The sequence below is a fragment of the Streptomyces sp. GbtcB6 genome, from assembly GCF_019091475.1.
Lineage (GTDB): Bacteria > Actinomycetota > Actinomycetes > Streptomycetales > Streptomycetaceae > Streptomyces > Streptomyces hyaluromycini.
Genome location: NZ_JAGXJL010000007.1, coordinates 83,868 through 99,921 on the forward strand (window position 1 = coordinate 83,868; position 16,054 = coordinate 99,921).

General features: G+C 70.5%; 14 protein-coding genes. 4 read left to right on the forward strand and 10 right to left on the reverse strand.

All coding sequences use genetic code 11. The annotated features are described in order from the left end of the window. Window positions 1-107 precede the first annotated feature (107 nt). Together KVT45_RS14210 and KVT45_RS14215 are read right to left on the reverse strand one after the other, a co-directional pair. Window positions 108-311 carry a hypothetical protein gene (locus KVT45_RS14210; protein ID WP_089099736.1) on the reverse strand — a complete coding sequence of 68 codons (204 nt, stop codon included), beginning with the start codon at window positions 309-311 and terminating at the stop codon, window positions 108-110. Window positions 312-694: 383 nt separating this feature from the next. Then, a complete protein-coding gene (locus tag KVT45_RS14215; RefSeq protein WP_217547475.1) occupies window positions 695-976 on the reverse strand; it encodes an acylphosphatase in 282 nt (93 codons plus the stop codon). A gap of 189 nt (window positions 977-1,165) precedes the next feature. On the opposite strand from KVT45_RS14215, the gene KVT45_RS14220 reads away from it, so the two are divergent. Then, window positions 1,166-2,293 (forward strand): CAP domain-containing protein, encoded by a 1,128-nt coding sequence (locus tag KVT45_RS14220; RefSeq protein ID WP_217547477.1) that lies wholly within the window; start codon window positions 1,166-1,168, stop codon window positions 2,291-2,293. Window positions 2,294-2,377: 84 nt separating this feature from the next. Beyond that, window positions 2,378-2,779 (forward strand): helix-turn-helix domain-containing protein, encoded by a 402-nt coding sequence (locus KVT45_RS14225; RefSeq protein WP_217547478.1) that lies wholly within the window; start codon window positions 2,378-2,380, stop codon window positions 2,777-2,779. On the opposite strand, the gene mutM is transcribed toward KVT45_RS14225, so the two are convergent. The 8 genes from mutM to KVT45_RS14265 form a co-directional block, all read right to left on the reverse strand. Further along, window positions 2,752-3,636 (reverse strand): bifunctional DNA-formamidopyrimidine glycosylase/DNA-(apurinic or apyrimidinic site) lyase, encoded by an 885-nt coding sequence (mutM, locus tag KVT45_RS14230; protein ID WP_217547480.1) that lies wholly within the window; start codon window positions 3,634-3,636, stop codon window positions 2,752-2,754. The two genes, KVT45_RS14225 and mutM, sit on opposite strands and share 28 nt — an antisense overlap. A gap of 81 nt (window positions 3,637-3,717) precedes the next feature. Next, a complete protein-coding gene (gene rnc, locus KVT45_RS14235) occupies window positions 3,718-4,572 on the reverse strand; it encodes a ribonuclease III (RefSeq protein WP_217547482.1) in 855 nt (284 codons plus the stop codon). A gap of 8 nt (window positions 4,573-4,580) precedes the next feature. Beyond that, on the reverse strand, window positions 4,581-4,754 hold the full coding sequence (rpmF, locus tag KVT45_RS14240; protein ID WP_007493396.1) for a 50S ribosomal protein L32: 174 nt from the start codon (window positions 4,752-4,754) through the stop codon (window positions 4,581-4,583). 2 nt (window positions 4,755-4,756) lie between these two features. Next, window positions 4,757-5,407 (reverse strand): DUF177 domain-containing protein, encoded by a 651-nt coding sequence (locus KVT45_RS14245; protein WP_217547484.1) that lies wholly within the window; start codon window positions 5,405-5,407, stop codon window positions 4,757-4,759. A 154-nt stretch (window positions 5,408-5,561) separates the two neighbouring features. Further along, on the reverse strand, window positions 5,562-6,650 hold the full coding sequence (locus KVT45_RS14250; RefSeq protein WP_217547485.1) for an ATP synthase F0 subunit B: 1,089 nt from the start codon (window positions 6,648-6,650) through the stop codon (window positions 5,562-5,564). A gap of 57 nt (window positions 6,651-6,707) precedes the next feature. Continuing rightward, window positions 6,708-7,187 (reverse strand): pantetheine-phosphate adenylyltransferase, encoded by a 480-nt coding sequence (gene coaD, locus KVT45_RS14255; protein WP_217547487.1) that lies wholly within the window; start codon window positions 7,185-7,187, stop codon window positions 6,708-6,710. 26 nt (window positions 7,188-7,213) lie between these two features. Further along, entirely contained in the window at window positions 7,214-7,801 is a 588-nt protein-coding gene (gene rsmD / locus KVT45_RS14260; protein WP_217547488.1) for a 16S rRNA (guanine(966)-N(2))-methyltransferase RsmD, read from the reverse strand. A gap of 140 nt (window positions 7,802-7,941) precedes the next feature. After that, on the reverse strand, window positions 7,942-11,160 hold the full coding sequence (locus KVT45_RS14265) for a helicase-related protein (protein WP_217547490.1): 3,219 nt from the start codon (window positions 11,158-11,160) through the stop codon (window positions 7,942-7,944). A 169-nt stretch (window positions 11,161-11,329) separates the two neighbouring features. On the opposite strand from KVT45_RS14265, the gene KVT45_RS14270 reads away from it, so the two are divergent. Together KVT45_RS14270 and KVT45_RS14275 are read left to right on the forward strand one after the other, a co-directional pair. Further along, on the forward strand, window positions 11,330-13,156 hold the full coding sequence (locus KVT45_RS14270; RefSeq protein WP_217547491.1) for an HSP90 family protein: 1,827 nt from the start codon (window positions 11,330-11,332) through the stop codon (window positions 13,154-13,156). Next, entirely contained in the window at window positions 13,153-16,053 is a 2,901-nt protein-coding gene (locus tag KVT45_RS14275) for a tetratricopeptide repeat protein (RefSeq protein WP_217547772.1), read from the forward strand. Before KVT45_RS14270 ends, KVT45_RS14275 begins: the two co-directional genes overlap by 4 nt. Window position 16,054 lies beyond the last annotated feature (1 nt).

Genomic DNA, 16,054 nt, shown 5'->3' on the forward strand with positions numbered 1-16,054 from the left:
GCGCAAGAAAGAAGGGACGCCGGGGCGTCCCTTGCAAATCTTGACAATTTAAGCGGTTGAAAGGGCTGCCCAACCGCCGCATGTGCTGTTGTGGAGCGATGCAGCGATCAGGTGAGCGCAGGCTCCGCCTGGTGTGCGTCGATGCTCTCCATGATCCTGTCGGGAGAAGCGGCAGCCGTCAGCTCGTCGTTCTCGGCCTGGATCCGTACCAGCTCGGATTCGAGGTCCTGGACTCGCTGCTGGAGCCGTCGCATCTCGGCGAGGAGTCGCGGGTCGGAGCCGCCGACGTAACCGAGAAGCGCCTTTGCCATGATGGATGGTCCTCCACACTGAGTGACCGACCGAAGCGGTGTGGGTCGTGAGGGATTCGCACCCGCGGTGCTTGACACATCCGAGTGTTGCTCGACTGTTGCGCCATGCCAAACAGCTAAGGTGCGCGGGGCTTTCAGCGTCTCACCAAAAAGTTTGACGGTCAACACGATCACGCCCTGTATTGGCGGGCGAACCCGGGATCGGGCGACCCTGGACGGGCGGCGCGGCGACTCCTGCGGGGCCCTCAGGGCGTGGCGATCATCTGTAAGTGCGGAGCCTGCCACGACACGCCGTTCTTGGCAACCACCAGGCCATTTCTGCTCGGGGCACATGCCGGTGGCAGATCACTCCGCTTCCGCCTGCGTCGCTTTACAGAGCGGGCTCAGCGGATGGCGAACCCGTCGTAGCCGCCCCTGGGTGTGTCCCAGATCTCGGTGACACCCTCCACCCGCCCGGGCGTGTCATCGCCCTGGAGCCAGTCGAGCAGCCCTTCGCAGTCCGCCCGGTCGCCCTCTGCGACCACCTGGACGCGGCCGTCGCCCAAATTGAGAGCAAAACCACTCAGGCCGCCGATCTCCAGCGCCTTGGCCCGCGTGAACCAGCGGAATCCCACACCCTGTACGCGTCCACGGACCCAGGCGACCAGTCGCACATCCTCGCTCATGCGTGCAACCTAACCGGCCAATGTCACTCGGGACACTTCCTCCCTCAGCGGTATGGGGTACCGTCCCCACCCAATGAATCTCATATGAAACTCACTCGATCGAGTGAGTCTGGTTGACCAGAAGGAGTCATTGGCCACACCGGCCCCTGGTCGACCCCGACCGCGAGGACGAGGGAAGAAGGCAAGGACATGGGACGCCACCGACGCCACGCCGCCGGCCGCGCCGCATCGGGCCACGCCACGGGGGTCACGGAGAACGACGGCTCGTACCCGGGCGGCCACGACCCGCAGGACTCGTACGCGGGCCTCCGCTACGGTACGGGCACGGCGGCCTACCTGCGCCAGGAGGAGTACGCCGACACCAACGCGCGCAGCTCGGCCTACCTGTTCGCGACCGAGGGCGACTACGCCCGCTTCATGAACACCGCCGAGTTCCCGGCCGAGGAGTTCACCCCGGCCGGCGGCCTCTCCTCGGGCGGCGGGCACCGGCGCCGGAAGAAGGCGGGGCGGCCCATGGCCACCGGGCTGCTCGGGGTCTCCGCCGCGGTCGCCATCGGCACGGTCGCGGTGGCCACCGGTGTGGTGCCGGGCCTGGAGAACTACAAGCTCGGCGGCGGCAGCAGCACGACCGGCGGTGAGCGGGTGCAGGCCGACGGCGTGCCCAGCAACACGGCCGCCGAGCAGGGCGGCACCTCCGGCAGCGCCGAGAGCAGCGGCACCGGCTCCTCTACCAGCCGGGACACCCAGCGCTCCGCCTCGCCGACCCCTACGGCGTCCGCCTCCAGGTCCGCGTCCGCCTCCGCGTCGCCCACCCCGACGAAGACGGCGACCGAGAAGCCGACGCCCACCGCCACGCCGTCCAAGCAGGCGACGGCCTCCCCGAGCAAGACGGCCACCAAGGCGCCGGTGAAGACCTCCGCACCGATCGCCGTGTCCGAGGCGGCCGCCGTCGAGGCCGAGGTGCTGAAGCTGGTGAACGAGGAGCGGGCCAAGGTCGGCTGCAGCGCGCTGTCGGCGAACTCCTCGCTGACCAAGCTGGCCGAGGCGTTCAGCGACGACATGGCCGCGCGGGACTTCTTCGACCACACCGACCCGGACGGCAAGACGCCGTGGGACCGGGCCGCGGCGGCCGGCATATCCAGCCTCGGCGGCGAGAACATAGCCCGCGGCCAGGCCACCGCCCAGGCCGTCATGGACGCCTGGATGAACAGCGAGGGCCACCGCGCCAACATCCTGAACTGCGACTTCAAGACCCTCGGGGTCGGGGTGCACTTCGGCGAGGGCGGGCCGTGGTGGACGCAGGACTTCGGCTACTAGTCGTACCGGGCATCGGACGAGGGTGCGCTAACCAATAGTTAGCGCACTCTGTCTGTTAGCGCTGTGCTCCCGTACGCTTGACACATGACCATCACCCAGGACAGCGTCGCGGAGCCGCAGCCTCCGTACGACGTCTTCGTTCGGGCCTGTCCCTCGCGCACCACCCTTGAGCACGTGATGGGCCGCTGGGGCGGGCTCACGCTGAGCGCGCTGCACGACGGCTCGTTCCGGTTCAACGAGCTGCGCCGGCGCGTGGACGGCGTCAGCGAGAAGATGCTCTCCCAGACGCTCCAGGCCCTGGAGCGCGACGGCCTGGTGCACCGCGAGGCGCAGCCGACCAACCCGCCGCGCGTCGACTACGAACTCACCCCGCTCGGCCGCGAGGTCGCCGACCGCCTGCTGGCCGTCGTCCACTTCGTGGAGAGCCGGATGGACGAGGTGCTGGCCGCCCGCGAGCGTTACGACGACTCGCGCGGCGCCCGCTGACACTTCGGGCAGAAGTAGCTGGACCGGTTCATCCAGGGCCGCCTGCGCATCGGCGTACCGCACCGCCGGCAGGGCAGCCCTTCCCTGCCGTAGGCGTCCAGCGAGCGGTCGAAGTACCCCGACTCGCCGTTGACGTTGACGTACAGGCTGTCGAAGCTGGTGCCGCCGACGGCCAGGGCCGCGTTCATCACGTCCCGTACATGGCCGAGGAGTTCGGCGGTGCGCGGGCGGGTGAAGCCGGCGGTCGGCCGCTCGTAGTGGATGCGGGCGCGCCAGAGGGCCTCGTCCGCGTAGATGTTGCCGACTCCGCTGATCAGCGACTGGTCGAGCAGCGCCCTCTTGATGGTGGACCGCTTCCGGCGCAGCGCCTGGTGGAAGGCCTCGTCGTCGAACAGCGGGTCGAGGGGGTCACGGGCGATGTGCGCGATGGCGTCCGGCAGTCCGTCGGGGGTGTTGTCGTGCAACGACAGTCCGCCGAAGGTGCGTTGGTCGACGAAGCGCAGTTCGGTGGCGCCCGCCGCGGCAGCGGCTGATGTCAGCGTGTCGGCGAATCCGACGCGGATTCTGAGGTGCTTCTCGTCCGGTGCCCCGTGCGGCTGCACCAGCAGCTGGCCGCTCATGCCGAGGTGGGCGAGGATCGACTGGCCGGTGTCCTCCAGCGGCAGCCACAGGTACTTGCCGCGCCGGCTCGGGGTGCCGATGCGGTGGCCCTTGAGCCGGTGCGTGAAGTCGTCGGCGCCGGCGAGGTGCCGTCGTACGGCACGCGGGTGCAGGACTTCGGCCTCGGCCACGACGCGATGGGCGACCCACCGCTCCAGGCCGCGTCGTACGACCTCGACCTCGGGCAATTCAGGCATCGGGACTCCCGGGAAGGACCGTGGACGATCCGAGCGCCCGCCTCCATGGAAAGGTGGCGGGCGCTCGGGCTGCGCTGTTCGTCAGGCGGAGGCGGCGGACGACGGCGGGCCGTCGTCCTCCTCGGCTTCGGCCTGGGCTGCCTGTTCGGCTGCCTTGGCCTTGGCGCGTTCGTCCGCAGCGGCGCGGATGGCGCGCCAGGCGGACTCGGCGGCCTGCTGCTCCGCCTCCTTCTTGCTGCGGCCGGTGCCGGTGCCGTACGAGACGCCTCCGACGCGGGCGGCAGCAGTGAAGGTCTTCTCGTGGTCGGGGCCGGTCTCCGTGACCAGGTACTCGGGCACGCCGAGGCCCTCCGTCGCGGTGAGCTCCTGGAGACTGGTCTTCCAGTCCAGGCCGGCTCCGAGGTTCGAGGACTTCTCGATCAGCGGGTCGAAGAGCCGGTGCACCAGCTCGGACGCCGAATCGAGGCCCTGGTCGAGATAGACCGCGCCGATCACCGCTTCCAGGGTGTCGGCGAGGATGGACGCCTTGTCCCGGCCGCCCGTGCCCTCTTCACCGCGGCCGAGCCGGATGAAGGAGCCCAGGTCGAGACCCCGGCCCACCTCCGCGAGCGCACGCGAGTTCACCACCGCGGCCCGGAGCTTGGCCAGCTGGCCCTCGGGCAGGTCGGGGTGGGTGTTGTACAGCGTGTCCGTGACGACGAGGCCGAGGACGGAGTCACCGAGGAACTCCAGCCGCTCGTTCGTCGGCAGGCCGCCGTTCTCGTATGCGAAGGAACGGTGGGTCAGCGCACGCACCAGAAGGGCGGACTCGAGCTTGTAGCCGAGCCGCCCTTCCAGAAGCGTGTGGGACGAGGCCGTGCTGTCCGCCTTCTTCTTGGCGGTTGGGTCCGCCTTGGGCTCTTCGCCCTTCTTGGGACTGGACACAGTGCCTCTCACCTGGCCGCTCAGACTTCGAGGACCTGGCGCTTGTTGTAGGTGCCGCAAGACGGGCACGCGATGTGCTGCAGCTTGGGCTCGTGGCAGCGCTCGCACGCAACCAGGGTGGGGACCGCAGCCTTCCACTGCGACCGGCGGTGGCGCGTGTTGCTGCGCGACATCTTCCGCTTCGGAACAGCCACGGCTACTTCTCCTGCTTCTCGTCGACGCCCGCTTCCGCGTCAGCGCCGGACATCTCGTCCTTCTCGCCGTCCTTCGTGGAACCGGCGAGTCCCTGCAAAGCCGCCCAACGGATGTCGACGGCGTCATGGTGGTGGTCCGGGTCGTCCGTGAGCCGCACTCCGCACTCGGAGCACAGGCCCAGGCAGTCGTCCTGGCACACCGGCTGCATCGGCAGTGCGAGCACCACCGCATCACGCAGCACTGGCTCGAGGTCGAACAGGCCGTCCTCGATGAAGTACCTGTCCTCGTCGTCCTCGGCGTCGTCGCCCGGTTCCGCGATCACGCGGCCCCGGTCGTCGGCGTCAGGGTACGAGAACAGTTCCTGGAAGTCCGCTTCGAGCTCCTGCTCGACCGGCTCCAGACACCTTACGCACTCCCCCTCGGCCTGTGCACGGGCGGTGCCTGTGACGAGCACACCTTCCATGACCGACTCGAGCCGGAGTTCGAGCTCCACCGGGGCGCCTTCCGGCACTCCGATGACCCCTTTGATACCGAAGTCCTGGGGAGCGTCGATCGTGCGGGTCAGGCGCTGCAGGGCACCTGGACGCCGCCCCAGCTCGTGTGTGTCGAACACGAACGGGTTGCGGTGGTCGAGGCGCGCGTGAGGAGCCATTCCTGCTTTCGATCTTCGAGCTCAGAGGGACGCTGTCCTGAGATGCCTCCGGGCAGCGTGGATCGCGGACGTAGACGCGACCGAAGAGCCAGGATACTGGACCTTTCGCTGTCGGCCCAATCCGCCTGCCTCCCGGCTGCCTTCCGCCGGGTTTCTACAGGCCCCGGCCCTGTTCGTACGCCCGCAGCTGCTCCGGCGTGATCATGCCGGTGTCGAAGAGACTGGTCTCGTCGAGGGCGTACGACTGGTGCGGCTGGTGCTGGGCCGCCGGCTGCTGCTGGGGGTCGTAGACGGGCTGCTGGCCGGTGTCGTAGCCCTGGTAGGCGGCGGCGTACGGATCGGCCTGCTGGTAGCCGTAGGGGTCCTGCTGGTAGCCGTACGCGTCCTGCTGGGCGTAGACGGGCTGCTGCTGGGGGTAGCCGTACGGATCCTGCGCCACGGGCTGCTGGTCGTACTGCGGCTGCTGCTGCGGCTGCTCGACCTGGGCCGCCTGCGCTTGCGCCTGCGCCGCCTGGGCGTCCTGGTCGGCGAGGGCCGCGAGGTCGGCGAGGTAGTCGGCGTCGCTGGAGTGCTGGAAGGTCGTGTCGTCGTCGGCGAGGGCGCCGAGGGCGTCGGAGGCGATCCGGCCGTGCAGCTTGGCGCGGCCCTTGCCCACCGCCTCCAGGGTCTTGGCGAGGACCGCCTCGAAGGCACCGAGCTTGACGTCGACGTAGGCGTCGGCGTCCCGGCGCAGGGTCTCCGGGTCGTGGCTGCGCTCGGGGGCGTCCTCGTCCTCGTAGCCCTGCTCGTCCAGGCCCGGGCCGGTGCCGAGCAGCTTCTCGCGGCCACGGCCGACCGAGCCGAGGGTCTTGGTGAGGACGACCTCGAAGTTCGCGAGCTTGGAGTCCACGTAGTCGTCGGCGTCGGCGCGGACCTCCTCGGCCTCCTGGCGGGCCTCGGCGAGGATCCGGTCGGCCTCGGCCTGGGAGCGGCGGGCCACCTCGGTGTCGGAGATCAGCGAGCCGCGCTCGGCATGCGCGGTCTCGATGATCCGCTCCGCTTCCATGCGGGCCTGCTCGACCATCTGGTCCCGGCCGCCGATCAGCTCCTCGGCCTGAGCGAGCGAGCCGGGCAGCGCCAGGCGCAGCTCTTCGAGCATCGCGAGCAGCTCGGCGCGGTTGACCACGCACGACGCCGACATGGGCATGGACCGGGCGCCGGTGACCGAGGTCACGATCTCGTCGAGCTTCTTCTGCACGTCCACCTGTGCTCGCCACTCTCTACAGCTGGGTTGGAGACGGACGGGACGACTGTAGCCCCATCAGTCCTTACCGAGACGCTCGTTGAGGGCCTCCAGAACGGCCGGCGGAACCAGATGGGCGATGTCGCCGCCCCACTGGGCCACCTCCTTGACCAACGAGGAGGAGAGGAAACTGTAGGTCGGATTGGTCGGCACGAAAAGCGTCTCGACACCCGACAGACCGTTGTTCATCTGGGCCATCTGCAGCTCGTAGTCGAAGTCGCTGACGGCCCGCAGGCCCTTGACGATGGCCGGGATGTCACGCTGCTTGCAGAAGTCGACGAGGAGGCCGTGGAAGGCCTCGACCCGGACGTTCGCGTAGTCCGCGGTGACCGTGCGGATCAGGTCGATCCGCTCGTCGATCTCGAACAGGCCCTTCTTGGACTTGTTGATCATCACCGCGACGTAGACCTCGTCGTAGAGACGGGACGCACGGGCAATGATGTCGAGGTGTCCGTTGGTGATCGGGTCGAACGACCCGGGACAGACGGCGCGGCGCACTTGTGATCCCTCGCTCTCCGGTCCGGTCATCGTGCGTCTTCGCACGTAGAGGCGGCGCGACCGTACCAAAACGTTCCCTCGCCGTAGCGACGGGACCGGAGGGCCTCGAAGCCGGCCGGCCAGTGGAAAACGCCGCCTCTGGTGCTGCGCTCCACGGTGACGAGGGCATCGGGCGCGAGCCAGCCCTCCGAGCGGAGTGTGAGGAGAATCTCCCGAAGATCGTCGTCCGTGACGGCGTACGGAGGGTCGAGGAACACCAGGTCGTACGGCTGCGCCGGGGGCGGTGTCCTGATGATCTGTTCCGCTTTGCCCGCCCTGACCTCGGCACCGGGAAGGCCGAGGTTCTTCACGTTCTCCCGTACGACGCGGGCGGCTCTCGCATCGGCCTCGACGAGGAGGGCGTGGCCCGCGCCCCTGGAGAGGGCTTCGAGGCCGACGGCTCCTGAACCGGCGTACAGGTCGAGGACGCGTTCGCCGTCCAGGGGGCCGCCGAGGAGGGACTGCCAGGTGGAGAAGAGGCCTTCGCGTGCGCGGTCCGAAGTGGGCCGGGTTCCTGTGCCGGGCGGCACCGAAAGGCGCCGTCCGCCTGCCTGGCCGGCGATCACGCGGGTCATGGGGGGTCCTTCTTCGGGGGCGGCTTTACGGGTTCAGTTTGGCAGGCCTACCGGGGTGGGTGCCTGGTGTGCGACGGCGGCTGCGGGTCCGCTGTGGCCGCTCGCGCAGTTCCCCGCGCCCCTTTCGGGGCGCGTCAAGCTCAGCCCTTCTCCAAGTACTGCTCTCTCTCCTCGTCCAAGAGGGCGTCCAGGGCCGTTCGCAGGCCCGGGAGGTCGGTCAGCTCGGGGTCTCGGGCGACCAGCGCCGTCGCCTCCTCTCTCGCCTCCGCGATGATCTCCTCGTCCTCGATCACCGCCAGGACGCGGAGGCTGGAGCGGGCGCCCGACTGGGCCTGGCCCAGGACGTCGCCCTCTCTGCGCTGTTCGAGGTCGATGCGGGAGAGCTCGAAGCCGTCCAGGGTGGAGGCCACCGCCGTGAGGCGCTGGCGGGCCGCGCTCGCCTCCGGCATCTCCGTGACCAGGAGGCAGAGACCGGCGGCCGAGCCTCGGCCCACCCGGCCGCGCAGCTGGTGGAGTTGGGAGACGCCGAAGCGGTCGGCGTCCATGATCACCATGGCGGTGGCGTTCGGGACGTTCACACCGACCTCGATGACCGTCGTGGCCACCAGGACGTCCGTGTCGCCCGCGGCGAAGCGGCGCATCACCGCGTCCTTGTCGTCGGGGTGCATACGGCCGTGGAGGACCTCGACCCGGAGGCCGTTCAGGGGGCCCTTGGCGAGGTGGTCGGCCACGTCCAGGACGGCCAGGGGCGGACGCTTCTCCGCCTCGTCCTCGGCGGACTTCTTCGCCTTCTTCGGGTCCTCCTCCTCGTCGCCGATGCGGGGGCAGACGACGTAGGCCTGGTGGCCGTTCCCGACTTCCTCTCTGACCCGTTCCCAGGCTCGGGCCAGGAAGTGGGGCTTGTCGGCGGCGGGGACGACGTGGGTGGCGATCGGGGAGCGGCCGGCCGGGAGCTGGTCCAGGACCGAGGTCTCCAGGTCGCCGAAGACGGTCATCGCGACCGTGCGGGGGATGGGGGTCGCGGTCATGACGAGGAGGTGGGGTGGTTGCTTGCCCTTGCCTCGGAGGGCGTCGCGCTGCTCCACGCCGAAGCGGTGCTGTTCGTCCACGACCACCAGGCCGAGGTCGTGGAACTGGACCTTGTCCTCGATCAGCGCGTGCGTGCCGATCACGATCCCCGCCTCGCCCGTGACCAGGTCCAGCATCGCCTGGCGGCGGGCCGCCGTGCCCATCGAGCCGGTGAGGAGGACGACCTTGGTGGCGTGGTCCGCGCCGCCGAGCATGCCGCCCTCGGCCAGCTCGCCCATCATCTCGGTGATCGAGCGGTGGTGCTGCTGGGCCAGCACCTCGGTGGGGGCGAGCATGGCGGCCTGCCCGCCCGCGTCGACCACCGTGAGCATCGCGCGCAGGGCCACCATGGTGTTGTGGGTGACTGTGAAATGGTCGGTTACGTACGCATGGCTCGGGTGAGCGACGCTGATGCACTGGACCGGCTTTCGCCCGACGTACTCAACCGCGCGGATTCCGCGTCGGAAGGTGTTGTATTTCGGCCGGGGCCGGATTCGGGCAGCCTTGCGGGACAGGCGGAACGGGGGGTATTCGTCAGGCAGTGCCACCGAGACGTTGAACGCGGCCCGCTTCGACAGTACGCGTGCGCGGCCGCCCAGCGATCGCACAAGCCAGGCAACATCGTCCGCGAGCCTGCGCGAGGCAGAACAGAGCGAGACGCTCATGCCATCGGCCTGGACGGTGCCATCGGTGTCCAGCAGTCCTTGCAGCAACGCGAGTCGGTTCTTGATCGAGGTGTTCTTGAAGTCGTCGGGAACGAATTTTCCGTGTGACGTCTCGCCCCACAGGTTCAAGTCCCGCAGAATTTGGATCACCGGATTGCGCAGTCCACCGGCGCGCTGCGAGAGCTGGATCGTGTAGTCACAGCGGGAGCCCTTCACGGGCACCAATCGGCATTCCGGTGTCACCGCGGCGGCCACAGCATCGCGAATCTCGTCGTCCATCGTCGAAAGACGCAGGTTGTGCCGGAAGGAACCGTCCCCGAGGAGAAGGCCCAGCAGGTAAGGATCCAGGGGCAGGCCCGTGTCGTATCCGAGATCGACAGGTACCGCCGCCGGGACGTACCACTTCGAGGACCCGTTTGCCTTGAACGTGTCAAGGCGGATTTCTCGAGTGGTCATGACCTTGGGTGCCTGGCCCCGGTGCCATCCGCAACTGGTTCCGACGATCCAGAGATGTTCGTCGTCGCATTCCACGGAACTTCCGTCGGAAAGGACCAATCGCCAGACATCGCGTTCTCCTTGCGGGAAGACCCCGTCGATGAGCGCGATCTCACCGTGGGGCACGATGACCTCGTCCCCCACGCTCAAGTCCCCCATCCGACGGAATCCGACGGGTGTCAGCACCAGGGAGTCCAGAGGCTGCGCCTTCCCCGAACCCACCTCCCCCTGGAGGAGGCGGTGCATCGGGTGTTCCGTCGCCAGGTCGTCGAAGATCTCCTTCGAGACCTTCTGCTGCCCGTCCGTGAGGGTGAACGGGAGGCGGTCGTCGAAGGCCGTCAGGAGGCCGTCGGGGGTCGGTCTGCGGGCCACCGCGGGAAGCAGGGCGTCCGCGTGGCGGCGGCGGGCCAGGGCGACCTGGAGGACGAAGGCCTCGTCCCACTTGAGGCGGTCGCGGGCCGCCGCGATGTCCGCCTTGGTGTGCGGGCGGTGGATCTTGAGGAGGGCTTCGGGGAGGGGGAGGAGACCGCGTCCTTCGCGGAGGGCCGGGGGGAGCGGGTCAAGGGCCTCCTGGGCGCCGGGGAGGACCGTCTGGACCGCCTTGCCGATCTTCCAGGACTCCAGTTTGGCGGTGGCCGGGTAGAGCGGGATCAGGGCGCCTGCCCAGGTCTCCACGGATTCGGCCGGGTCGTCACCCCGTAGCAATTCATAGGCCGGGTGGGCCAGTTGGAGGCGGCGGTTGAAGACCGAGACCTTGCCGGCGAACATCGCGCGGGTGCCCGGCAGGAGTTCCTTGTGGGGTTTGTGCACGCCGTTGCCGAAGAAGACCAGTTGGAGCCGGCCGCTGCCGTCGGTGATCGTGACCTCCAGGCGCTGGCCCTTGCCGCGGGGCGCCTTGGAGGAGGCGAACGTGTGCAGGCGGGCGTCGGCGACCATGGCGACCACCGTCACGTGTTCGTCCATGGGCAGGTCGGCGAGGTGGGTGAGCTGGCCGCGCTCCTCGTATCTGCGGGGGTAGTGGTGCAGGAGGTCGCCGACGGTGTGCAGGCCGAGATGCTCGGCCATCACCTTGGCGGTGGCTGGGCCGAGCACTTTCTTCAGTGGTTCTTCCAGTGCGGGCACGAGATCCATTGCACACCACACCACTGACAATGCCGTATATGTCTCGGGAAACCCCTGGTCAGACGGCCGTTTTGAGTCATAGGATGGCGCGCTCCGGCCATCCTTCCGCGGTCACCACCCCACCAGGGACCGCCCGACCCCGCGCCGACCACGTCTTCCCCCCTCCGGCGCAGCGACGATGGACTCCCAGACCTCACAGTCATCCCAGGCATCACAGTCACCTCATACGTTCCAGGTCGACCTGCGTGGTTTGGTGGACCTGCTCTCCCATCACCTGTACTCCAGCCCCAAGGTCTACCTGCGCGAGCTGCTGCAGAACGCCGTGGACGCGATCACCGCGAGACGGGCCGAACAGCCCGACGCCCCGGCGCGGGTGCGGCTGTACGCCGACGGCAGCGCCCTTCGGGTGGAGGACAGCGGCGTCGGGCTCACCGAGTCCGACGTGCACAGCCTGCTCGCGACCATCGGGCGCAGCTCCAAACGCGGAGACGGGCTGCAGGAGGCCCGCTCCGACTTCCTGGGCCAGTTCGGCATCGGGCTGCTGGCCTGTTTCGTGGTCGCCGAGCGGATCCGGGTGGTCAGCCGCAGCGCCCGGACGCCGGACGCGCCGCCCGTGGAGTGGACGGCCCGCGACGACGGGTCGTACACCGTGCGGACGTTGGCGCCCGAGGCCCGGCCCGAGCCCGGTACCACCGTGCATCTGGTGGCGCGGGCGGGTGCCGCCGAGTGGCTGGACGAGCAGCGGGTGCTCGCGCTGGCGCGGGACTTCGGGTCGCTGCTGCCGTACGACGTCCGGGTGGGCGACGAGGCGGTCACCGATCTGCCGGCGCCCTGGGACCGGCCGTACCCCTCCCCCAGCACCCGGCGGGTGGCGCTCGCCCGGCACTGCCACGAGCTGTTCGGGTTCACGCCGTTGGACTCGATCGCCCTGGACGTGCCGCTGGCCGGGATCCGGGGCGTGGCGTACGTGCTGCCGTCGGCGGTGAGTCCGGCGCAGCGGGCCACGCATCGGGTGCACCTCAAGGGCATGCTGCTCACCGAGCGGGCCGAACAGCTGCTGCCGGACTGGGCGTTCTTCGTACGCTGTGTCCTGGACACGGACAGTCTGCGGCCGACCGCTTCGCGCGAGTCGCTGTACGAGGACGAGACGCTGGCCGCCGTACGGGAGGCGCTCGGCGAAAGGATTCGGTCCTGGCTGACCGGGCTGGCGGCCGGTGATCCGGAACGCCTCGCCGCGTTCCTGTCCGTGCATCACCTCGGTGTGAAGTCGCTGGCGCGGCACGACAAGGAGATGCTGCGGACCATGCTGCCGTGGCTCCCCTTCGAGACCACCGACGGGCAGCTGTCCCTGGAGGAGTTCGCGCAGCGGCACCCGGTGGTGCACTTCACGCGGACGGTCGAGGAGTACCGGCAGGTCGCGCCGATCGCCTCCGCGCAGGGCGTCGGGGTGATCAACGGCGGTTACACGTACGACAGTGAGCTGGTCGAGGCGCTGCCGTCGGTGCGGCCCGGGACGGTGGTCGCGGAGCTGGACGCGGACACCGTGACCGCGCATCTCGATGCCGTGGACCCGGCGGAGGAGCTGGCGGTGGCGGGGTTTCTGGGGGTGGCGCGGGCGAAGCTGGACCCGCTGCAATGTGACATTGTACTGAGAGCGTTCCACCCCCTCTCGGTCCCCGCCCTCCACCTCGACGACCGTGCCGCCCGTCACGAACAGGCCCGTGCGGAGGCCGAGGAGCAGGCCGACGACCTGTGGGCGGGCATCCTGGGCTCGCTGCGCGGCAGCGCGCCCCGCGCCCGTCTGGTGCTCAACCACCTCAACCCGCTGATCCGGCGGATCAGCGCCCTCAAGGACCCGGAGCTGATCGGCACCGCGACCGAATCGCTCTACGGTCAGGCACTGCTGATGGCCCAGCGCCCGCTGCGGCCGGCCGACTCGGCGCTGCTCAACCGCTCGTTCATCGGCCTCCTGGAGTGGGCCACTCATGGGGAAGGCGATCGCTGATGGAGATTGCTGACTTCGACTCGCTGCGCCGGGCGATGGCGGAGAACTCCGAGGAGCCGGAGGGGCCCGCCCGCAACGCGCGCGCGGAGCAGCTGCTGGTGGAGGCCGAGAAGCTGAACATCCCGCTCGCCGTGATCGAGGCGCTCGGGCACCAGCTGAAGGTCTACAACTACAGCTCCGAGAAGGACAAGATGTTCGTCCCGTTCGCGCGGCTGCTGCGGATGTGGGACGAGCGGCCCGAGGACTTCGACGAGTACGAGACGCATTCGCTGCACTGGGTCTTCAAGTGGATGACGGCCGGCATGCTCGACCAGCCGCACGTCCCGCTCGCCTCGATCGAGAAGTGGCTGGGCGAGATGGAGCACCGCTACCGGCTGGCCGGGCACACCGAGCGGGCGGTGCGCGGGGCCGAGTTCAGTGTCGCCGGGCACATCGGTGACCTCCCGCGCGCGGAGCGGGCGTACGCGGCCTGGCTGGCGGCGGACCGGGACCGGATGGCCGACTGTCACGCGTGCGAGCTGCACGGGCAGGGCGGCTGGCATCTGAGGAACGGCCGGCACGCGGAGGCCCTGGAGGTGTGGGGGCCGGTGCTGGACGGCGAGTACAGCTGCGCCCACGAGCCGCACACGGTCCTGGCTTCCTCGTTGGTGCCGCTGCTGCGCCTCGGCCGCGTCGAGGAGGCCCGCGCGCACCATCTGCGCGGTTTCCGTCTCGTCCGCCCGATGGAGAGCATGCGGGGCGCCTACGCGGACCACGTCGAGTTCTGCGCGCTGACCGGCAACGAGGCGCGCGGTCTCGAGCTGCTGGCGGAACGTCCCGCCTACTTCACGGACACCGGGCAGCCGCGCAGCCGGATGGAGTTCCTGGCGGTGGTGGCGCTGCTGATGGACCGGCTGACCGGGCTGGGGCTCGGCGGGCAGCGGGTGCCGGGGCCCGCCGGACGGGCGTGGACCGCCGGGGAACTCGCCGGGCACGCGCGCGGGGAGGCCCTGGAGCTGGCCGCGCGGTTCGACGCCCGCAACGGCACCTCCTACGTCGGCGACCAGCTGCGCGAGCGGATGGCGCAGCAGCCGCTGGCGGACCGGCTGCCGCTGGGCGTGCGGGCGGCCAGGACGGCGCCCCCCGGCCCCGTCGTGCCGGTCGCCCCGGCGCCCGCGCCGGAGCAGCCGTCGCTGCCCGCGCTCCTGGCCGAGGCGCGGCGGCTGTCGGACACGCTCCAGCCGCACGCGCTGGAGGCCTGGGCGGCGGTGGCGGAGGCCGCCGAGGAGACCGAGGTGGACACGTACGTCCGCGCGGAGATCGCCGACCACACGGCGATGGGGCGCGGCCCCGAGGGCGTCGGGCTGTTCGAGCGGGCGGCGGAGCTGTACGCGGAGGCGGGTGACGAGGGCGAGGCGATCGCGGCACGCGCGCGTGCCGCGTACGTGCGTGCGTTGTCCGGGGAGCTGGACGAGGCGCTGGCCGGGATCGGCGAGCCGTACGACCGGATCCTCGCGCTGTACGCGGACGACGCGACCGGGGTGCGGCAGACGGCGTCCGTGCTGATGAGCCGGGCGCGGATCCTGATGCGCCGGGTGCACGAGCGGTCCGCGGGCGCGGGGGACGCCGAGCAGGCCGTACGGGAGCTGCTGGCGCTGGTCGGCGGGCGCGGCGGGTCCGACGTACGGCTGGTTTCCCGGGCGGCCGAGGGGCGGGCGATGCTCGCCGAACTGGCCGAGCACGCCGGGGACGCGGAGCGGGCCGGTGAGCTGTTCCGGCAGGCGACGGCGCAGTTCGTGGGCGCCGAGCTGCCGTGGTTCGCGGTCGAGTACGAGGTGCGGGTGGCCGCGCTCGCCCATGAGCAGGGCGACCCGGCCGAGGCGGAGCGGGCGCTGCGCGCGGCGCTGGAGCACGGCGGGCCGTACGTGGAGCCGGTCGGGCGGGCACAGCTGCATCTCCAGCTCGCGGAGGTCGTCGGCGGCCGCGGGGCGGCCGAGGAGGCCGCCGAGCACGCTCTGGAGGCGGCGCACTGGGCCGACGAGGCCGGGGAGAGCGGCACGCTGGGCGCGTGGGCCCGGCACCAGCTGGGCGGCTTCCTGCTGCGGCAGGGGCGGTTCGCGGAGGCCGCCGAGGTGCTGGAGTCGGCGCTGGCGGACCTGAGCGCCGAGACGCACGGCGACGGCGCGGTCGTCCAGACCCAGTGGTGGCTCGGGGACTGTCTGAGCGAGCTGGGCGAGCACCATGCGGCGGCCGAACGGCGGCTGCAGGCGGCCGAGATCGCCCGGCACTGGCCCGAGCAGCACGACCACGCCACCCTGGCCCATCTGGCCGCCGAGTCACTGGGCAACGCGGGGCTGCCCGCCGAGGCGGACCGGGCGTACACGCGGGCGGGCGAGTTGTGGCGGGCGATGGGCAATGTGCACTTCCTGGTGCGTTCGCTGCGTGCCCGCGCGTGGCTGGCGCTGCGGACGGAGGCGGGGACGGAGGGCGCGCGGAAGCTGATGGCGGACGCGGTCCGGGAGTGCGAGTCGGCGCTGGAGGCCGTCGGGGACCCGGCGGCGGCGGAGCGGCTCGGCGGTGAACTCGGGCACACCCACCGGCAGTTCGGTGACCTGCTGGCCCGTTCGGTGCCGGAGGACGCCGACGACCCGGCGATCCAGGAGGCGTTCGAGGCGGCGCTCGCGGAGATGACGGCGGCGATCTCGGTGTTCGCCACGCTGGGCGAGGAGGGGCTGCACGGCCGTACCGGCGCCGAACTGGCCGCGGGCTGGCTGGAGGCGGACCTGAGCCGGCCGGCGGACGCGGCGGCACGCGCGCGTGCGGTGCTGGACGCCTACGAGGGCGCCGACCCGGCCGACGAGACGGTCCGGGCCCGGCGGGCGGAGGCCCGGCAGCTGCTGGAGCCCACGGAGGAGTGAA